Below are 19,198 nucleotides of genomic sequence, written 5' to 3'. Positions count from 1 at the left end.
CTTCATTCAACTAATCTCTCTTTCCGAAATCTCCAAAGTCCTCCGGTAACTTATCCTCCAGCAAGATGATAGCTTCTCCTTGCTGTTGTCTTCTTTTAATATTTTCTTTCCCCCACGAACACATAACATCAACGATTTTATTCGCTGTAACTCCATATTCTGTGAGGCTATATTCGACTTTTGGCGGCATTTGCTGGTACACATATCTTTTTACAAGTCCATCCTTCTCAAGTTCGCGCAGCTGCTGGATCAGAACCTTTTGCGAAATGCCATGAATATTGCGTTGTAATTCGCTCGTTCTCTTTACACCCGACATTAATAAGCATATGATCAGAGCTTTCCACTTTCCACCGATAATTTCAAGTGTTGCCTCTATGCCCAGATTATATTGTTTCATAGATTAACACCTCGTACATGCTGCTCTTATAAAATCAGTCTGAAAACTTTATTGTTCCATATTTGTCTTTTGGAGTCCAGTACATACCTTGAGGTAACCATCTTACTTTATTGTGTGTATTTTCTTTTTTTTATGCCTGCAAGATAATGATGTTATTCAAAAAAGAGGCAAGGCACTATGGGGATTTTGGCCTGAGAAGGGGATTTTTATAATGAAAACACTGGTGATTTTAGCACACCCGAACATTGAGACATCTAGGGTAAACCAGCGCTGGAAAGAAGAGCTGCTGAAATACCCAAACGATATTACCATTCATGAGATTTACAAAGAGTATCCTGACTGGAACATTGAGGTTTCTAGAGAGCAACAGCTATTAGAGGTATATGACCATGTCATCTTTCAATTCCCGTTGTATTGGTACAGTTATCCGCCTTTATTGAAAAAGTGGTTTGACGATGTTTTTACTTACGGATGGGCTTATGGATCGAAAGGTGACAAGCTTAAAGGGAAGAAATTAGGACTCGCCATGTCCATCGGCGATAAAAAAGAAAATTATTCGCCAAAGGGCTCTGTTTCTTTTACCGTGGATGAAGTGATCACGCCTTTTAAAGCCAGTACTGTACATGTGGGTGCTGTGGCACTACCCTATTTTTCTGTCTTCGGAGCTTCATTTCAAGCTAGCGATGAGGAAATCAATCATAGTGCAAAAGAATATATCGATTATATCTTTAAGTATCGCAGTAACTGATATCTTCCATGTTAGCTGCCCCATCATATTTTTGGGGTAGGATAGCCCCTTATCGTTTTCATATATACTGAAACACTTCCTCAGATTTTTCTGTTAAATACCCAAAAATTACCATGACGTGATACAAGCACTGTCACTTAACTTCCCAACTCCATAACTTACTATCAGGGAGGACAAAACTAATATCTCCCTGCTTTATGGAGAAAGGAAGAGGATAAATGGTAACATTAGTTGTTTGTGTATTTGAATCTGACGGAAGTTTCTTTTCTGTTGTTAAGCTCAATGGGATAGAAGTTACTGTCCCTATTTCGAGCGAAGTTTATAACCTGCTTAAACTGATCGGTGTCCCTAATTGTCCACAAATCAGTTAATAGGTGGGAAGAATTAAAGTCTGCTAAATCTCTGATTAGAGGCTGATGCTACATCAGCCTCTTTTCATCATTTCTTTCGTGAACCAACCACACCGTACGAGCCATTTTACTTGCCCTCACTCTCGAAATACTACATTACGTACCCATTCTTCTAAAAATAGGTATTTTACGCACGCTGAATGCCTGTACCATTCAGTTTCATGCCTCATATATTAAAAATGATCCTAAGAATATGGAGGTATGCAACTTGGCAATTAGCCCGCTATGCCGTAGATTTGCTGAAATTCTTAATGCACAGGCTACAGTCGTTAATGGTGTTTGTACTGCCCAGACTCTACGGACAAATATAAGAGCTACCATTCTAGGAAGACGGTCGAACTCTGCGTTGACCATCCCCCAATTCCACTCTTTTGAGAGCATTAGGGAGAATGGCACTGCACTTTGTCTGGGAGAAACAGTTATCCTTACACGTGAGATTAACCCATTTATCTCTCGTCTCCGAAAACATGGTATTAAAGTTACTGCCTTGCATAACCACTGGCTGTTTACCAATCCAAATCTATGGTATATCCACTATGAAAAGATTGAGAGACCATTGGTTTTCGCCAGAGCCGTACGCGATGCTCAGAGTGTATTAACGAAAAAGATTGTACGCCCGGTTGTTTGCAGAAAAAAAAGATAAGAAAACGATGGTGGTTTACCGAAAACGCGACGACCTTACCAATCAAAAGGGAATCGTTGATCATCCATGATCTTAGATCGTTATAATGGAGGGAATTTCCAATGAAAAAGAGGAAATCCCATCTAAAGAAATTCAAGAAAGTAAACGGTAAGCTGGTACAATATTCTTATCAAGCTCCAAATCACTATCCTTCTCAAATAACCGGTTGTTTTCGCTGTTGCGGGCGTAATTGGTGTGGTTGGTGTTGCCCAGAGAATTCAATTTGACCAATATAAGTGAGCGTTCTGCCCTATCATTTATCTGGTAGGGCATTATTCTTTTTGAATATCAAAGTAACTAGTTTGTTAATAAATGTATGAATTAGGAGCAGAATATTAAAATCAACTTACCTATTTGGAGATGACCCTTATGGCTAACGACAACAGTAACAGTAATAACAATAACACCAATCCTGATTCCAATCCTTGACACAACCCAGACACTAACAGTCAAGGTCCCAATGTGCACGATCCTAATTTACCGGATACAGGCAACACCTCTCCCACTAACCCTAAACCCGACAAATAGCTGTGTTGTGAGAAACTAATATCCACGTATTAGCCGTTTCTGTAATGAACGGCTATTTGAGTTTTTACATAGTTAAATTCCTATCCGAATTGGTTGATGTAGGCAGCCGTCACGATGAACAAGAGGGCAGACTATCATTCCCCCCACCCATTTAAGTAACACTGTACACTCTACACGTGTGGAGTAAACAGTGTGAACAAGCTGTGAGATGTGCCCCACCATATACTTTTCGGGCTCAATCTAAAGATTAATTAGGAAACTACCGATATAATTAGTATTCCAGAAAATATATTTAATGGGAGTATAATGATCGACGTTATGCTCACATCTCAAAGGGGAATATCTTATGAGGCTTCGAAATCATACCAGAATTTTAAAAGTAATCGCCAGTTTATCTGTTATATTCGCTACTGTAAATTATCCAGTTACCTCCTTTGCCGAAACAGTTGATTCTAGTGAAGTCAGTGAAACAAGCAACGCCGATGACATTAACACCGGTATAGCAAACTTAGACTATGATAATGACGAAATTTTAGCAGTAAGTGGTGATGAGATAGACAGTTTTGTTCCAAAAGAAGCACTCAATCCACACGGCAAGTTTATCGTCGTAGAACGTAAAAAAAAGTCACTTTCCACTTCTCCAGTAGATATTTCGATTATTGATTCTATGGCTAATCGCACTTACCCAGGAGCATTACAGCTTGCAAATCAAGCTTTTGCAGAAAATAAACCCAGTTTATTACTGGTACCAAGAAAACCTTTGACGATTAGTATTGATTTACCAGGTTTGAAAAAGGAAAATTCAATTACTGTGGATAATCCAACATATGGGAATGTGTCTGGAGCAGTAGATGAGCTTGTATCTAAATGGAGCGATAATTATTCAGGAACTCATACTTTACCTGCGCGATTGCAGTATGCAGAATCAATGGTTTATAGCAAATCTCAAATTGGAAGTGCTCTGAATGTTAACGCGAAATATCTTGATTCTACATTAGGAATTGACTTTAATGCGATAGCTAATGGAGAGAAAAAAGTGATGGTGGCGGCATATAAGCAAATATTTTATACGGTAAGTGCTGAACTGCCTAACGATCCATCCGATCTTTTTGATGATAGTGTTACTTTTAAGGATTTAAAACGTAAAGGGGTAAGTGATCAATCCCCGCCTGTTATGGTATCCAATGTAGCTTATGGTAGAACCATTTATGTGAAATTAGAAACAACCTCTAAGAGCAAAGACGTAAAAGCAGCATTTAAAGCCTTGCTTCAGAATACTGCCAATGTAGAAACGAATGCCGAGTACAAGAATATTTTTGAAGACAGCTCCTTTACAGCTGTAGTATTAGGCGGAGATTCACAAGAGCATAACAAGGTCGTTACAAAAGACTTTAGTGAAATCCGGAATATCATTAAAGATAATGCGGAATTTAGCCTAAAGAACCCAGCATATCCGATTTCCTACACAAGTGTTTTCTTAAAAGATAATGCAATTGCTGCCGTTCATAACAATACAGATTATATTGAGACTACCGCTACAGAATATTCAAAAGGTAAAATATCGCTTGGTCATTATGGCTGGTATGTCGCTCAATTTGATGTATCCTGGGATGAAGTTTCCTACGATGAAAATGGTGAAGAAGTACTCACACATAAAACGTGGGAAGGAAGCAACCAAGACAGAACAGCTCCTTTCACTACAGTCATTCCTCTGCCACCTAATGCAAAAAACATAAGGATTTTTGCGAAAGAATGCACCGGCCTTGCTTGGGAGTGGTGGAGAACCGTTATTGATGAGTACAATGTTCCATTATCTAGTGAGATTAAAGTTGAAATTGGCGGAACGACATTAAATCCGACGGGTGGTATTACATTTAAATAGTTGAGAAAAGAAACGGCTGAAATCCTTTTTTTCGAGGACTTCAGCCGTTTTTCTTTTTCTTATTCCTATGCAGGGGAAAAGGTGCAACGCAAAATGGGGCTAAAAAACAGGGAATTGGAAAACTTTGTGAAAACTAGTCATAGTTCTTTATTCCTGCATGCATTTGCAGTCAGAAAGGAGTTGGTAGAATGCAACAACATACCTCTAGGACAACACTTAATCAACCTAATAAGTCAGCCACCAACCAAGCGAATAGGACGGCAGGCACAAAATATTTCATTATTTCGAAACGAACAGGGAGGGTAACAGTTGCATCATTTCATTCACATGCGGTGATTCTCCAAACATGAGATGCTTGTTCCAATCTTCCGTGCCAAGCTCCCTATCACCCATTTTTATAAAACACAAACCTCTCCGATAGTAAATATCTTGTTCGTCTGCATCAGAAAACGCTAAGGCCTCTGTATAATCGGAAATGGATAATTGCCACTCCTCCTGTGCTTCATAGACCCATGCACGGTTGTAAAGGACGGTTGCATTTTTCTCTAGTGCAATAGCTTCAGTTAGATCAGCTATGGCCCTGTCATACTCCCCCATCTCATAATACAGGACAGCCCTATTTGTCCAAGCGGCCATCATTTCCCTATCCTTGTTTAGGGCAGCGGTAAACGTTTTTAGTGCTTGATCATTATTGCCATCCGACATTTCAATTAAACCTAGTGTACACAGGAGCCGCGCATGATCAGGCTCTATCTCTAAACCGAATTCAGCATCTTTTCGGGCCATTTCGAATTTCTCCACTTGATACAATAATGTAGCTCTGTTAAGTAATCCATCAAGATTTTCGGGGTCTATATCAAGCAAGTAGTCATAGTCCGCCATTGCTTTCTCCACATCTCCAAGACGATTGAAGGCAGTAGCTCGATTGAAATAAACCTCTGGAAACGGAGGACTAAGCTTTATCGCTTGGTTATAATCTTCAATGGCTTCATCCAGTCGCCCCATTCGGCTATAAAGGTTTCCACGATCAAAGTAATACTCTGGATAATTGGAATCAATCTGTATCACTTGGCTAAATGTTTCAGCTGCTTCTTCAAACCTTTTTAAAGCTACGTAAATCAGCCCTTTATTATGAAGCAACACCGAGCGATGCAACATATGTTCATCTGGAGCTAGAACCTGATTTAACCTTTGCCATCCTTCCGTAACCAATCGAAGCGCTTCTTCAAGATTATCCATATGTAACTCTACTAAAGCCAGTCCATTTTGGTTAAATACTTGTTGAAATGCACGTTCTTTTTCATCTTCAATCAATTCTGCCAAATCAATGGCTTTTTGTATCCATTCTTTCGCCTTCTCGTGTTCTCGTTCTCGGTGGTGCCTCGTATAGTACATCGAAAATCCATATGAAATTTGCATATGAACTCTAAAATCATCAGTGTTTGCGTACACTTCTCCTAAAAGCGTCGGTATATCATCAGTTTGACCCAATGCAGCCAGAGACGTAGCCATTTTCATTGTAAAATAACGGCTATTATCAAATTCGCTGCTCCAATTCGTCAGTTTCCGGCCACGTAGGCTCATATCGATAGTCGCATCGTAAAAACCCATGTTAATGCTATAACTAACTGCTTTAAACAATGCTTCGCTTGCTGATTTCTCAGAAGTACCGCGCTCCAGATGAAACGGAATGGCGCCTAAGTGCAGTGACCACTGCTCTTCTTTTATAAGAGATTCTGCCCGCTCTTCGTGAAGGCTCTGACGAATTTCAATAGGAGTTGCTTCATAGGCGAGCAATTCCTGCTCACAATCTGATGTGCAGTCAGAAAATATGTATCGCTTCGTTAGCTCAAGTCGCTGTTCGTCAGATAGATTGACTATCCCCATATCTTGTTCGATGTCAGAAAGAATAGCAGTAGGCTCCGTATACGTTTGTAACGCCTTTTTCAGAGCTTCATTTTCCGGTTTTTCACTTGAACTTACGATCACCTGAATCAGGTCAGACTTCGCACGACGCAGAAGTGTACTTATAAATTCTGCATCTAGTTGATCACAGGCCTGCACATTTTCAAAAACCAGGGTCAATTTTCCCATTCGTTCCCGATTCGCTAATGCCAATAAAAGATCGATCAAACCATTCGACATGCGAAGTGTACGCAATTTCGAATAATAGCGTGTTCTCTCTTTCGGAATAGCAAGAGAGGTAAGTGTTTCTACACTAACAGGAATGACTGCTTTCAGTTCTGGTGCTATGGATAAGATCTCGATGCAGTGTGATAAAATCAGGTCTGGCCATTTCGAATAAGCTTCTGGAATAATCTGGCGCAGAAGGTCACCAGTACCTGTATAGGGCCCTCTAAGATTGCAATGACAGTTGCTGACATAACATGTGGAGTATTTCTCTTCGAAGTACTTCTTTTCTCGGTCGCTGCGTCGAGATCCAATCAGCCATTGGTGTGTCATTTCGACTCATCCCCTCTGTTCCATTGATAAATTCCGAATTTCCCTTTTGTTTCTACGCTCTTTTAGGTATAGATAAAATACAATTCCATACTGGATTCCCGTTATAGACAAGAAAACAACGGAATCCCAGAATTTCATATCTTCTCCTGTAAATATGGAGAGAAAAATATTCGTTAAAAGTTGAATAACGACCGGAATCAAATAGAGTATCATTCCTGTCATCATCATCCAGCCAGTTGCGTAAAAAAAGCTGTACCATCTCGCTACCTGATGATCCCGTTCCGTATACTTGGACATATCGACCATCTTGTTCTTTTTTCCAATTAGTCCATACCATATATTTTTCAAATAGGAACGTGTAGCCTCCTGAAGATTTACACACCCCAACATCGTAATCATTAAATAATAGATATCTGTTTGAAGATGAAAATAAAATTGCCAGAAGAAACGCAACAGTGTTGTAAATGCTAGTCCCATACAATATGCAGCTATGATTGTCTTCTCACCTGTATTTAGCCAAATTGCACCAGCAACGATCACCAATAAGGAATACCACAAAATATCACCGAACATTCCAACTAAAAATGGAAGAACACGCTTTCGTTTTGGAAATCCCCAAATACCTGGCATGGAAGAAGTGAAGACCAAAAAGTACATTCTTCTGCCTATACCTAGTTCTGACGGGATACCCAGTCTTCGTCCGGCAAGCATGTGCATCAATTCATGAAAAAAGATCCCTGGAATCTGACCGATCGTCATGCCAAGAAAAACCACCATGGCGTATTCGGAAAATAAGATGCTTTCTCGACCCGGACGAATCTGTGGATATTGGTATAACAACCAAAAGGCACAGGTTATGATGGCACCATAAATCAGCCAACCAAGTGGAGAAAAAGCTAGCTTACCCAACCATTGCCCCGATACTTTCTGCGCTTTTGTTTCCTTTTCCTCAACATCACAAATAAATGTCAGGTCACGTAATGTCTGCAAAAAATCATCCATGTCCACTTCATCGTGATAGGTATCTTGATACCAGGAATGCGCTTCGGCAACCCCCATGCCCTCTTGCAGTTTTCGTACAAGTGCTGCTCCATCCTCAGGAAAAACAGCAAACGTATCCGTCCCAAACCGCCCAATCAGTACTCCTTGCTTATCCTCCAGAAATGTTAACGGGTGTAATTGGATCCTGCGATTTTCGTTCATGACTTTCCTCCCGGATGTTGTCATGCTATCTTCATAATTGAAAAAGAGGGGCAAATGCCCCACTTTTTCAATGTTACTGACAAATCTTTATGCCTGCATGCAAGTGCAGTCGTACATTGTGTTAGCTACTGAAGTCAATTTTACAGGCTCGGTTTTTTGCACAGTAATTTTTTTCATAATAATGCCCCCAATGAATTGTTATTTATACCATATTCGCGAATGTATGGTATATACTGGTAATGATAGCTTGTAATTTTCTGACTGTCAATAATCTTTTGATTTTTTTGAAAATTAAATATTTTCTACAAGAAAACGAAGGTAGGTAAATTAGGATTAAAAATTATGCTAACTAGGGATGTTTAACCTTTGTTACGAGGCGAGCGTCGGGGAATGCTTTTCCAATCTCCCACATTACTCCACCCTTTATATCTTAAGAGTCTTATCGCTTCCATTATGAATCAAATATATTACGAAATAACCCTTCCACATTTAGGAAGGGTCTAGACACCAATGCTTCTTGCTTTCATTTTTCCGTACTAACAGTGTACAGCACTCCACATGTGACGAGTAGACAGTAGGGGTGGTAGCCCCGCAGCGTGAATACAGTGTTATGCGCCGTTGCTGTCTTCGAAGCATCACCTAAAAACCTTTGATCAAGATTCCAACTCCTATTTTTTACTTTGGTATAAAAACTCAACTTTACCATCTAGCAAATATCGATATTCAAATAATTGCATTGTTCTTTCCCTAATTCTCTCCCTTATAACCGTGCCTAGGCTTACCGATCCTTGTGATCCAAGGTAACCATTATTAATAAATGTCTTCTCTACAAATTTTGTTTCCCTTAAGTGATACTGTAACCATTCTTTCTGCGATTCAATTAGTGCTTCTCTTGGTTCTTTATCCAACTTAGAAAGAAGCTTTTTATATATTTGATTCAACTCTTTATCCCAAATCTCTGTATACTTGCTTTCCAAAGCCCCCCATCCCAATGTTGTAATAATCTCTTTGGAATTTTGAAATTTATTTAATTCCACTTCATAATCATGATCTATAGGATTTCGAAGCATTTCATCATAAAATTTTCCAGTCAAATCATAGGTCCCAATGTTCATGGATAACACTTCATTGTTAGAAGGATCTGATCGACCTTCAGTTATTTCTTTCGATTCTGTTCCATTACCTGTACTCACTACATCAGGAGGCAGTCCAGAATTCATTTTTGATTTAGTTTCGCTGTTCAAAGTAGTCGATTGACTAATATTTTGACAAGATGAAAACATTATCGTAATAAAAAATAATAAGAGTATCTTGCCTTTCATATATTATCTCCTTAAATATTATCTTTACTATTTACCGGTAATGGCGCATAACGTCTTATTCACGAACTTGTAAATAATACCATATGTAGGGTATTCGCGAGAACTTTTGAACTCTCCTGCCCGTAACTTCTTACCCTTGAGCAGTTTAATGCCCAAAATCAACGCAATCAGGAAGAACAACATGTCCTTGCCAAACGCAAAGCGAAATTAGAAACCATTCTCGAAACGCAAAAAGACACGGAAGAACAATTCCGTGCCTTTCAAAAGAAAATTGCGGTGTTTGTACAGCTTGACATTGATGATGAACAAGTTCTAAAACAATTGCTCCATCAGGTAATTGAAAAGATAGAAGTCCATCAAGATGGCTCTATCAAGATTCATTACAATATTGCTCACCCTCAGGAAATGAGCGAACTATTGCAAGGGGCTTAATCGGAAGCCCCTTTTTAATTTAAGTAACACTGTACACTCCACATGTGTGGGTTGCGTAAAATAGACAAGTATCCTAGTCGGCAGTATTCGCTTGGTAATAATTAAACAAAGGCACCATTGTAGTTGGACTCACACAATGTCAAAATAAAAAGCACCCTGATTATTATTTTCATCAAGGTACAAAAGGAACTCATTTCTCTGTAAAAAGATTATGTCATCTAATCAATGTCCGGGGTCAGCCACGTTCTGTTTTACTTCAAATATATGCGGCTTATTACCGTAGGTCACATCCGTAGGCATCAAATTAACACACACAGCCAATGACAACGATAATACCATCAAAGCCATTACTTTTTTCATCTGGGGCACATCCTTCCTATTTACCAAAATTACCCATAGTTGTATTATACACCCCTTTAAGCTTTTGGACATACTGTAAATCCATCTGCAGTGAATTTTCATCAAAATAAGTTAGCATTTCGTTCAAACATTTATGCATCTCTTCAAATGCACTAATGACACCATACGCTTTTAAACTGTTAACGTAGCTTTCCATGCCCTCATCCAGTCGCCCTAATTTAGTTTGGAATTTTCCTTTTAGCTGGTAGTAAGCACCAATCGAGCGGTGTTTATAAGGTGTCTGAGGAGTAGCAGGTAAGATTGCTTTCTCGTTCATCAGCACTTCTTCGATAGCATCCATATTACCTAATTCTAAATAAATTTCGAGTAACTCGTTTACCACATGTATCTTGTTCTCTTTGTGAAGTTCATCCATGTACTTTCTTAACATCGGAATAGCGACTTCGTAATCCTTTTTCCTTGCTTTAGTAGTTGCCCGGTTAATCTTGGTGGATTCTACAACGAAATCATATTCAAACTCTTCAAACACATCTAGATGCTGTTCAACTGCATCGAAATTGTCTAAGAAGAAATAAGAGTTAATCATGGCAAGATAGGCTCTTGCCTTTAACTCAGTAATACTTGTTTCAAGTGCAAGACCTTTCTGGCATAGTTCAATACACATTGAATATTTTTGGGTGTTATGAGCATGGAGTCCCATTCTAAAATAGTAGATGATCTTTTCCTCAATCGTAAGGAAGTCTGTGTAATATAAAACCTCTTCACCCATTCGGAATGTTTCCTCTAGCCTTTTCAGATCATTTCTTTCAATCAGATATTTTTTCAATAATGCTTTTGCAATGTACTTCGGCTCTCCACATTGTCGCGCATAATTTGCAATTACCTTGAAAAGAACTAAACAAATTTCGTCATTTGTTTCAGCTATAGCAATGGAGTCAGCGAAGCTATAAAGTCGCTCTAATGCCTTCTCAATCTTTTCATTCGGCGATTGGAGAATTTTTAATGATACTCTTTCCACTAATGAAGAATATTCACACTGAATGACCTCTTGAAGAATTTCAAATAACGTCTCAATCCTAGTCTCATCCTCAAGGTATCCTTCAATAATTTCCTCATACGAGTACGGAAATAGAGCGACTATCGACTTTACTGTTTTAAATTCAGGGCGTTTTGTCTCTCCGCTCTCAATCTTTTGTAGTACGCCCCTACTTACACCAGTTCTATCTTCTAACTCAGCAAAAGACAAGCCATTATTTCTTCGGCTCTCAGACAACATGTCCCCAATTGTTTTCTTTTGCACTATATCCCTCCACAACACAAACTTCCTTTTTTTTACAATGCAATCGAGTAGGATTATAGCAAGTTGATGTTTGCTAATTCAACAAAAACAAACAGACATATTTCGACTGAAATTTGCGAAAATCATCGAATAATGTCAAATGTATCAAGGTAAATTTTCCCATGGTTTTTTTGATATAGGTGCTATAGTGAAAAAAGAGGGGGTGAGACTATGGGGGACTGATAACGATGGTTGAATGGCAAGAAGTAAGCAACGAAGACCTTACACAAATCATCAAGAATCTACAATATGAGCTTAAAGAAGTCTTTAAACAACAGGGCAAACTGACAGACTCCGATGTGTTGAAGATAAGTCAAGAACTGGATCAGTTCATCTTAGAGTACCAACGAAGAAATCTTACTAATCAGAAAGGAGCCAAATTGTAAAAGTGAATGGACTTGTTTTGAGAAAGTGGATCAACAAGAAAGGACGTTCCCCCTTTGCTTCCCGGCAACAGGAACGCCCTTAATAGGAGCTGCTTAAAACTCCTCTTTTTAACTCTATCACGAGATGTTCAGATTCGGAAGAAGGAGATTCTTACGAAATAGACCTAAAAAACATAGCGGAGCATTTGCTCGTTCTGGTAATTAAATCAAAAATGATGAAGAAAGCATGTGAGCAAGTGTAGTAAGGGAAAAATCTAGCGTCATCCCCTTAGAACAGGTAGATTCATAGAAAAAAACATCTAAAAGAACGCACCAAATTAAATGTTAGGAGGATTATTAAGTGAAGAAATACTTTCTAACTTTACTCGCTTTCGCTGTGCTTTTAATAAGTCCATCTGGTTCGTATGCGGAAAATTCTAAGGACGACATCCAAGAAAGAATAGAAAGAGGTGAACTAAAAAAACTTCCTTCAACGGAAATTGAACTTACTATTGATTCTGGTACAGGTGAACTTTTAAACACAGAGGAACTTTCTTCAATTCATCTAGCGGCAATTGAAGAACTTGAAGATGAAACCGGAGAAAAACTAGACAAGAATTTCGAAATATCAGAGTATGAAGTTCAGGAGTTACATCTGGAAGAAAATACAGGTGAGGAAGTCTCCCTTCGTTCAAAAACAGGAGGTTCAGGTGTTAAACTTGTAGCGGGTCTGATAATAGATGAACGAAACAAAGAAATCGTTTCGTATGTAGAAATTGAGGATATCAATGTTGCCAGGGTGGCACTGATTACCGGGAAAGTAACATTGGAGTCTTCAACTAATCGGAAACGATCATACCGTGATGAAGATGTTTTTCACTACACCTTTACAGCTCCCGAAATAAAAGAAACAGCAATGAAAGTAAGCGATCCAGTCAGCATTGTAGATACAAATTTTTGGCGGACTGTAAGCACATCATTAGCAACATGGCCCAATGGGAAAACCGATGCAGACCATAAGGTAGGAAAAGAATTTTTGCTTAACAAAAAGGGTATCGAATATCCTAAGTATAGAGACTCGCATAGCAGAATAAAGATGTTTGAGCCTGATGAAGCCGATCTCGCTTGGGTTCCTAATAATCAAAGAGAGCCTAGAGAATCTGGCATGAGAGGCTTATATATTGATTGGTATGAGAATAAATATGGCACCCCCGATTTCAGTTGGGATGACGTAGATATTCATCACATTATTCCCCTTGCATACGGTGGGGATAACAGCTATGATAATTTAATTCCGTTACCAAAAGACTTCCACCGAAAAGAGGTTACTCCTTGGTGGGCTAGTTATGGTAAGTATGTACCCTCTGGTGATGACTATTAAAGAATAGTAGGTGATTCTCCTTGAAGAACAATTTATCTGAATTGGTATTGGAAGGGTTTAAAAAAAGACTCGATAATAGTAATCGATTATTAGTGCAAAATAGAAATGGAAAAGTTGATACAGCCCATTTTACATTTAACCCTCCTGCTAATGCGGAAGAAATTGAGGAGTTTTTAAGGAGCACTCACTGGCACTTACCAACTGACTATAAGGATTTTCTCCTAATCCATAATGGAGCATGGCTGTTCAAGAGTGTAAGATATGGCGGGGGATATGAGTTACTGAGTCTAGATGAAATTAAGGACAATCATCTCGATTATATGCCTGTGCATTGGTATCCTATCTCGATTAACAATGGTGATTACATCTTTATTGATTCTAACCGAGTCAAGGATGGTCAAAACAACTATTTAGTTTGTTTTAATCATGATGATGTTTCAGTCTCAGAAGGTTATTACTTAAATATGAATTTTGAAACTTGGTTGGAAAGATTAATCATTGCTCAAGGAACAGAGTTTTGGACTTGGTAAGTAGAAATAAAGAAGGGGCTGTTTCAAAAGTCGATTTTTCCGACTGAGAGACACCCCATTTTTAATATCGAAACTCTTGATACATCAGCGTTTAGTGAGATTTCTCTAGTTGTGTGGGTTTCGAAAAATTGACAGCTTTTCGATGTGGCAGTATTCGCTTAAATACGCTGTCTTCGAGAGCCTCGAACAATCTGTAACCCAATCGCCACTTACATTGTCAGGACATTCAAGCACATTGATGCGAACGTATTTTCTTAAAATGGACAAAATAAGACCTGCCTACTGCTGCTTTTTTAGTTTAAATGCAGTATAATGGTTTTATATTTTTTAACGGGGTGAGTGAAAATGATTTTCAGAAAAGGTGAGTTCTTTAACGGCCCCGGCGGTCTTGCATTAGGAGCAAAGATGGTTAGGGTTGTTGATAAAAACGGCGTTGAATACAGAGTTGAGCACGAATGGGCTAACGACATAGATGAATCAGCATGCCGTACATTCATTCATAATATTTGTCCTGACCGTCCTAAATCAGTTATCAATAAGGATGTTCGTGAACTAGATATTGAAACACTTGGAGAAATTGACGCTTTTACTTTTGGGTTTCCATGCAATGATTACAGCATTGTCGGAGAGAAAAAAGGATTGGAAGGTAACTATGGCCCATTATATACGTATGGGGTCAAGGTTCTTAGAAAATTTCAACCAAAATGGTTTGTTGCGGAAAATGTGTCTGGCCTTCAAAGCGCTAATGAGGGACAGGCCTTCAATATGATTATGAGAGACTTAATGGAATCGGGTTACAAAATTACACCGCATTTATACAAATTCCAAGATTACGGTATTCCTCAAACAAGACACAGAATCATTATTGTCGGTATCAGAGATGATATTAACAAAGAATTCAGAGTTCCTGCACCTACACACGGTGAAGGAAGATTGCCTTATAAAACTGCAAAACAAGCTCTAACTGAACCACCTATTACTGCTGATGCACCGAATAACGAGTTTACTCGACATACGTCTAAAGTGATTGAATTCTTGAATCATATTCCTGCTGGTCAAAATGCGTGGTTCAAAGAAATCCCAGAACATCTAAGATTGAACGTCAAAGGTGCAAAAATGAGCCAGATATACAGACGTCTTCATCCTGACCACCCCTCTTATACTGTTACAGGCAGTGGAGGCGGCGGAACACATATGTATCATTGGAGTGAACCTCGTGCGTTGACAAACAGGGAACGTGCGCGAATACAAACCTTCCCTGACGATTATGTTTTTCTCGGTGGTAAAGAAAAAGTCAGACAACAAATCGGAATGGCCGTTCCGCCAGAAGGTGCAAGAATCATTATTGAAGCTATATTGAAAACTTTCGCAGGAATCGAATATGACAGTATTGAAGCAAAATGGAATGCAAATGAATTTGTATTCGAACCCGAACTCGAATTGATTTCTGTATAAAACAAAGGGGTGACTTATTCACAAGTCGCCCCTTTTATCATTAAAACACATTATAAGGATTTGGATATCCTGAAGTATCAAATGCCGGATTATTAGTTATCCATTGGATAACTTTGTTCCAATCATGTTCTAGATTGTCAAAGTGAATTCCGAAATTATCAGCTTGCAATCTAGTATTAGTCTTTGGAATACAACTACCCTTTCGCAAAACTAAAGTATTATTAACACAATGTACAAGCCTATTAAGTGAAGCCCAACCAACTATATCAACTTTGCCGGTTGGAAAATCTTTCACTCTATCCCAGTTTACTGAAGACATAATATATAAATGGGAGAGAATTCCTTCCTTTTGGCGGAAATTTAACTTACTCCATTCAATAAGCATCCAACGGCCGCCTTGTCGAGTTCCTTTAACATCAATTCTCCATCCATTGATAATTGCATCTTGTTTATCCCATACGCCGCGAGGGTAATATTCGAAATCAAGTGCAATCATAATACCAAAATATTTATCCATCATCTTTGAGAATGCTACTTCGGCAATCTTTCCTATCAAGTTGTCACGCCCAATCTCGATATGGCTACGAGGAATTGTGTCTGACTGTCCGAATTCAATTTCCTGTTGATTTTTTGCACACTTATATGAAAATTCAATACACCTTTCTAGCTCATGTTTAGTTAATTCAATAATCATGATGCTTAGTTACCTTTCCGCTTGATTGGTTGCCGCGCTTAAAAATTCGCCTACCGTTGCATACCCTCGATTTTGGATTGTGTTCAAAAATAATTCAACCCGTCTTGACTTGGGTAAATCGTTATCAATGCAGTAGTCTAAGAAACCAAGCAATACATTTGCACTAAGCATAATTCCCTTAATATCTCGGTCGGGAATAGCACGTTTGGCAAGTGTGCTGATTTTTTCGAGGTTCTTTTCGCCACTCCAATCCGCTGCAGTCACGTATCCGAAGAAAGAAACTTGACGTCCATCATAAGCGTCATAATTCGGCAAATATTCGGATGCCATATGCGAAGCCAAATGCGCCGATAAAGGGAATTTTGTACGGTAATTCTTCGCGTCGATGATACCCATAAGCGAATCATCATATTTCAGCAAAATTTCGATTTCAGTTTCAACGTTGGCAAGCGATTTGGGACGCATTTCAACTTCGAATCCGATTGCCTTGAATACTTCGCCCGTTTTATCTTCAAATACAAGGTTATCTTGTTCGTTCAGATACCCTTCAACAAAATCGTTGTTAAGTGCTTGATGAGTGACCTGTTTCAATTCATGGGCGTGTTTTTCAGCTTCCCTCGGAGGAAATTCGTTCATAAGGATTTTTATTAAGGAGTCGTGCGTCAACTCTTCCAAATCAGGAAAATCAGAAAGTAATTCCCGAATCTTATTCGCGGTCTTCGATTTGTTCGTTGCAGGTTTAACGTTACCGTAACTGCTTGCTTTGTAGCTTTCGATATCCAAACCATTATTCTCAGCCATACGTTGAAGTGAAATGAGATACCGTGAATTAAACGGATATCGGTAATCGTACATTTCGATTTCTCCAGCGATCTTCTTCGAATTAGATGGGTCAATACGAAGTGCTTCACCACGAATGTATTCGACAAGGCCTGTGTAATCGCAAATCAACATGAACGTATGTGCAACGTCACCATGCGCGATTTCAAAATCTCTTGCTCCCTTATCTGAGCGTTCGCGATGGTCGAACTCTTCAGCAATTTCCTGCTTCAATAACGTTTTGTCCGCAGGACTTGCACTTCTAAATGTAAGAATCTTATCGGTTATAGAAGCCAATTCATTGTCGTTCTGCGCAGTTAAAACGAAATAAGTAATTTCTTCTTTGGTAACGTAGTAATTAAGTTGGGCTTGATTTGTCAGTTTGATAAGAAACCGTGCTGGACGAATACGGAAAGTCGATTCAAATTGCGGTCGGAATCCCGATTCGAGAAAGTACGCATTTGGGATTTGAAGAGTGAGAATTTGCTTTGTTACATTGTCCCGTACCCTTTCGCCTTCAAGAATTTTCTTACCAACTTTTGTAAGAACTAAGAATCCCTTTTCATCCGTATAGACATAAGCAAACGTTTTTAACATAGCCGCCCAAGTACGTCCGCCCGAACCATCATTGCTAATGTTCTCGCGTTTAACTCCACGGGCATTTAATGCGCGTTCATAATTAAGGTGGGCTTGACGATTACCTGACCATTGAACGGTCAAACCATTCGTTGCATCCCACAAAGCGAGAAGTGCGTCACGATGGAATTTAGGGTCACGTTCAGGGCGTGTGATAAACCAAATTTTACGTTCTGCCATTTTATCAATTCCCTTCTGTGTTTATTCGGGTCAAGATTTGTTCATAAGCGTGTATTTCATCGTAGGATAACTTGCCATCAAGTGCTTTCAGAGCATCAACGTAGAATCTTATTTCGAGAAAAAATTTACACATATCCGCGTCATTTTGCAGTAGATATTCAACGCCGTTCATAGACAAATCTATTGACACGGAAGCAACCTTGAACATTTCTTCGTCAAGGACCTTATGAACTTCAACAGGTTTGAATTTGTAGTTTCCGCTAATAATCTTATTTATTGCAGATATCGACTTTATAAACGTTGAAATTCTCATATCTTCCAGTTCGTTGAAAGTACGGTTAAACCAGTTACCGCTTCTTCCTGTACTACCGCTTAATTCAGCGTGGCTAATTTTGCGGTCTTCGAGTTCTTTATCAAGGTTGCGGGTGAATCGGTAAAGAATAACCTTATTGAGTAGTCCTTGCAACAATGCGCTTTCGTTAGGTACAATTTCAGACATAGATTGCTCACCTCCCAGTCAATTCCAGTTTCGTCCGTTGGTTCTAATGTTAAACAATGCCCTGTTAGCTATAATCAGCTCATGAGGTGATATTCTCGAACAAATCGTATTTTTTGGAGGGAATAGTTTATGGTAGACATGTTTACAAAAGAACAACGTTCAAAAAATATGAGAGCCATACGTTCAACGGGGTCAACGTTGGAAAGTAAAGTCACAAAGGAATTATGGAAAAGAGGGTTAAGATTCAGAAAAAACGTAAGAAAACTTATGGGTAATCCTGACATAGCAATCCAGAAGCACAAAATTGTTATTTTTCTTGATTCATGTTTTTGGCATTCATGCCCAATTCACGGAAATGTCCCAGCTACAAATGTTGGGTATTGGCAAAAAAAGCTAAAAAGGAATATAGATAGAGATATTGAAGTAAACGAATACTATTCAAAGAAGGGATGGAAGATTTTACGGATTTGGGAACACGAAGTGAAGAATGATTTTGAAAGTGCATTGAAAAAAATATCACATTTTATATTGTCTTCCAAACAAAAATAAAAGCCGCCAATAAATGAACATTGGCGACTTTTTCTACACCTGCGTTTATTTTTAAAACCGCTTCTATTACAACCTTACAACCTGTTCCGGTGGTACTGTCATTCCAACATGTTGGCGAAATTTTTCTTTAGAATCCGTAAAGATAAAATCATCTGGAAAGGTTTGCGAACTAGCGCGCTCTCGATAGTTAATGCTCTTGTCTTCCCAATGGTACATCGATCTTCTAACTGGGTATGCGCAGACCTAATCTCTTTCATATTTTTACTTCGGTTTTTTTAGAAACTTTATTCGTAATAATGATCACATACTGGTAACAAAAATGAT

Annotated in this window: 18 protein-coding genes; 8 read left to right on the top strand and 10 right to left on the bottom strand. The window is 38.8% G+C overall.

What is annotated here, in order from left to right; genetic code table 11:
• Positions 1 to 10: 10 nt before the first annotated feature.
• Entirely contained in the window at positions 11 to 397 is a 387-nt protein-coding gene (locus C7R91_RS11055) for a winged helix-turn-helix transcriptional regulator (RefSeq protein WP_047072180.1), read from the bottom strand.
• 211 nt (positions 398 to 608) lie between these two features.
• Here C7R91_RS11055 and C7R91_RS11050 point away from each other — a divergent pair, with 211 nt between their 5' ends.
• From C7R91_RS11050 to C7R91_RS11040, 3 genes are all read left to right on the top strand, one after another.
• Positions 609 to 1,145 (top strand): NAD(P)H-dependent oxidoreductase, encoded by a 537-nt coding sequence (locus C7R91_RS11050; RefSeq protein ID WP_047072183.1) that lies wholly within the window; start codon positions 609 to 611, stop codon positions 1,143 to 1,145.
• Between the two features lie 603 nt (positions 1,146 to 1,748).
• Positions 1,749 to 2,198, top strand: coding sequence for a DUF1259 domain-containing protein (locus tag C7R91_RS11045; protein WP_047072184.1), 450 nt, complete (start codon positions 1,749 to 1,751; stop codon positions 2,196 to 2,198).
• Between the two features lie 913 nt (positions 2,199 to 3,111).
• Positions 3,112 to 4,647 carry a thiol-activated cytolysin family protein gene (locus C7R91_RS11040; RefSeq protein WP_047072186.1) on the top strand — a complete coding sequence of 512 codons (1,536 nt, stop codon included), beginning with the start codon at positions 3,112 to 3,114 and terminating at the stop codon, positions 4,645 to 4,647.
• A gap of 279 nt (positions 4,648 to 4,926) precedes the next feature.
• On the opposite strand, the gene C7R91_RS11035 is transcribed toward C7R91_RS11040, so the two are convergent.
• The 5 genes from C7R91_RS11035 to C7R91_RS11015 form a co-directional block, all read right to left on the bottom strand.
• Positions 4,927 to 7,110, bottom strand: coding sequence for a tetratricopeptide repeat protein (locus C7R91_RS11035; protein ID WP_047072188.1), 2,184 nt, complete (start codon positions 7,108 to 7,110; stop codon positions 4,927 to 4,929).
• A gap of 6 nt (positions 7,111 to 7,116) precedes the next feature.
• Positions 7,117 to 8,313 carry a hypothetical protein gene (locus C7R91_RS11030; protein WP_047072190.1) on the bottom strand — a complete coding sequence of 399 codons (1,197 nt, stop codon included), beginning with the start codon at positions 8,311 to 8,313 and terminating at the stop codon, positions 7,117 to 7,119.
• A gap of 668 nt (positions 8,314 to 8,981) precedes the next feature.
• Complete coding sequence (locus tag C7R91_RS11025) at positions 8,982 to 9,635, bottom strand: lysozyme inhibitor LprI family protein (RefSeq protein ID WP_047072192.1); 654 nt, start codon at positions 9,633 to 9,635, stop codon at positions 8,982 to 8,984.
• 654 nt (positions 9,636 to 10,289) lie between these two features.
• Positions 10,290 to 10,427 (bottom strand): hypothetical protein, encoded by a 138-nt coding sequence (locus C7R91_RS29310; RefSeq protein WP_162837762.1) that lies wholly within the window; start codon positions 10,425 to 10,427, stop codon positions 10,290 to 10,292.
• Between the two features lie 16 nt (positions 10,428 to 10,443).
• On the bottom strand, positions 10,444 to 11,727 hold the full coding sequence (locus tag C7R91_RS11015) for a helix-turn-helix domain-containing protein (RefSeq protein ID WP_255322507.1): 1,284 nt from the start codon (positions 11,725 to 11,727) through the stop codon (positions 10,444 to 10,446).
• A 227-nt stretch (positions 11,728 to 11,954) separates the two neighbouring features.
• On the opposite strand from C7R91_RS11015, the gene C7R91_RS11010 reads away from it, so the two are divergent.
• The 4 genes from C7R91_RS11010 (at position 11,955) to C7R91_RS10995 (ending at position 15,497) form a co-directional block, all read left to right on the top strand.
• Positions 11,955 to 12,152 carry an aspartyl-phosphate phosphatase Spo0E family protein gene (locus C7R91_RS11010; RefSeq protein ID WP_047072194.1) on the top strand — a complete coding sequence of 66 codons (198 nt, stop codon included), beginning with the start codon at positions 11,955 to 11,957 and terminating at the stop codon, positions 12,150 to 12,152.
• A gap of 340 nt (positions 12,153 to 12,492) precedes the next feature.
• A complete protein-coding gene (locus C7R91_RS11005) occupies positions 12,493 to 13,512 on the top strand; it encodes an HNH endonuclease signature motif containing protein (RefSeq protein ID WP_052773427.1) in 1,020 nt (339 codons plus the stop codon).
• A gap of 20 nt (positions 13,513 to 13,532) precedes the next feature.
• Positions 13,533 to 14,042, top strand: coding sequence for an SMI1/KNR4 family protein (locus tag C7R91_RS11000; protein WP_047072196.1), 510 nt, complete (start codon positions 13,533 to 13,535; stop codon positions 14,040 to 14,042).
• 345 nt (positions 14,043 to 14,387) lie between these two features.
• On the top strand, positions 14,388 to 15,497 hold the full coding sequence (locus C7R91_RS10995) for a DNA cytosine methyltransferase (protein ID WP_047072198.1): 1,110 nt from the start codon (positions 14,388 to 14,390) through the stop codon (positions 15,495 to 15,497).
• 40 nt (positions 15,498 to 15,537) lie between these two features.
• On the opposite strand, the gene C7R91_RS10990 is transcribed toward C7R91_RS10995, so the two are convergent.
• From C7R91_RS10990 to C7R91_RS10980, 3 genes are read right to left on the bottom strand one after another with little or no spacing between them, the layout of a single operon-like run.
• Complete coding sequence (locus C7R91_RS10990) at positions 15,538 to 16,191, bottom strand: hypothetical protein (RefSeq protein ID WP_047072200.1); 654 nt, start codon at positions 16,189 to 16,191, stop codon at positions 15,538 to 15,540.
• A 9-nt stretch (positions 16,192 to 16,200) separates the two neighbouring features.
• Positions 16,201 to 17,826 (bottom strand): AlwI family type II restriction endonuclease, encoded by a 1,626-nt coding sequence (locus C7R91_RS10985; RefSeq protein ID WP_047072202.1) that lies wholly within the window; start codon positions 17,824 to 17,826, stop codon positions 16,201 to 16,203.
• A 4-nt stretch (positions 17,827 to 17,830) separates the two neighbouring features.
• A complete protein-coding gene (locus C7R91_RS10980; RefSeq protein ID WP_047072204.1) occupies positions 17,831 to 18,325 on the bottom strand; it encodes a hypothetical protein in 495 nt (164 codons plus the stop codon).
• Between the two features lie 129 nt (positions 18,326 to 18,454).
• Here C7R91_RS10980 and C7R91_RS10975 point away from each other — a divergent pair, with 129 nt between their 5' ends.
• Complete coding sequence (locus C7R91_RS10975; protein WP_047072206.1) at positions 18,455 to 18,874, top strand: very short patch repair endonuclease; 420 nt, start codon at positions 18,455 to 18,457, stop codon at positions 18,872 to 18,874.
• Between the two features lie 66 nt (positions 18,875 to 18,940).
• Here C7R91_RS10975 and C7R91_RS29675 read toward each other — a convergent pair whose 3' ends face one another.
• Positions 18,941 to 19,090: a DNA cytosine methyltransferase gene (locus tag C7R91_RS29675; protein WP_236697932.1), complete on the bottom strand. Its 150-nt coding sequence runs from the start codon at positions 19,088 to 19,090 to the stop codon at positions 18,941 to 18,943.
• Positions 19,091 to 19,198: the final 108 nt, after the last annotated feature.

It is taken from the genome of Brevibacillus formosus, assembly GCF_003013405.1.
GTDB classification, from domain to species: Bacteria; Bacillota; Bacilli; order Brevibacillales; family Brevibacillaceae; genus Brevibacillus; species Brevibacillus formosus.
This window is presented reverse-complemented; position numbering and strand designations above follow the sequence as displayed.

Coding starts and splice junctions, on each gene's coding strand:
- C7R91_RS11035 (WP_047072188.1), bottom strand. CDS start 7,110: ATGACACACCAATGGCTGATTGGATCTCGACGCAGCGACCGAGAAAAG.
- C7R91_RS11050 (WP_047072183.1), top strand. CDS start 609: ATGAAAACACTGGTGATTTTAGCACACCCGAACATTGAGACATCTAGG.
- C7R91_RS11030 (WP_047072190.1), bottom strand. CDS start 8,313: ATGAACGAAAATCGCAGGATCCAATTACACCCGTTAACATTTCTGGAG.
- C7R91_RS10995 (WP_047072198.1), top strand. CDS start 14,388: ATGATTTTCAGAAAAGGTGAGTTCTTTAACGGCCCCGGCGGTCTTGCA.
- C7R91_RS11055 (WP_047072180.1), bottom strand. CDS start 397: ATGAAACAATATAATCTGGGCATAGAGGCAACACTTGAAATTATCGGT.
- C7R91_RS11010 (WP_047072194.1), top strand. CDS start 11,955: ATGGTTGAATGGCAAGAAGTAAGCAACGAAGACCTTACACAAATCATC.
- C7R91_RS29675 (WP_236697932.1), bottom strand. CDS start 19,090: ATGTACCATTGGGAAGACAAGAGCATTAACTATCGAGAGCGCGCTAGT.
- C7R91_RS11025 (WP_047072192.1), bottom strand. CDS start 9,635: ATGAAAGGCAAGATACTCTTATTATTTTTTATTACGATAATGTTTTCA.
- C7R91_RS10990 (WP_047072200.1), bottom strand. CDS start 16,191: ATGATTATTGAATTAACTAAACATGAGCTAGAAAGGTGTATTGAATTT.
- C7R91_RS11045 (WP_047072184.1), top strand. CDS start 1,749: ATGGAGGTATGCAACTTGGCAATTAGCCCGCTATGCCGTAGATTTGCT.
- C7R91_RS11040 (WP_047072186.1), top strand. CDS start 3,112: ATGAGGCTTCGAAATCATACCAGAATTTTAAAAGTAATCGCCAGTTTA.
- C7R91_RS29310 (WP_162837762.1), bottom strand. CDS start 10,427: ATGAAAAAAGTAATGGCTTTGATGGTATTATCGTTGTCATTGGCTGTG.
- C7R91_RS10985 (WP_047072202.1), bottom strand. CDS start 17,826: ATGGCAGAACGTAAAATTTGGTTTATCACACGCCCTGAACGTGACCCT.
- C7R91_RS10980 (WP_047072204.1), bottom strand. CDS start 18,325: ATGTCTGAAATTGTACCTAACGAAAGCGCATTGTTGCAAGGACTACTC.
- C7R91_RS10975 (WP_047072206.1), top strand. CDS start 18,455: ATGGTAGACATGTTTACAAAAGAACAACGTTCAAAAAATATGAGAGCC.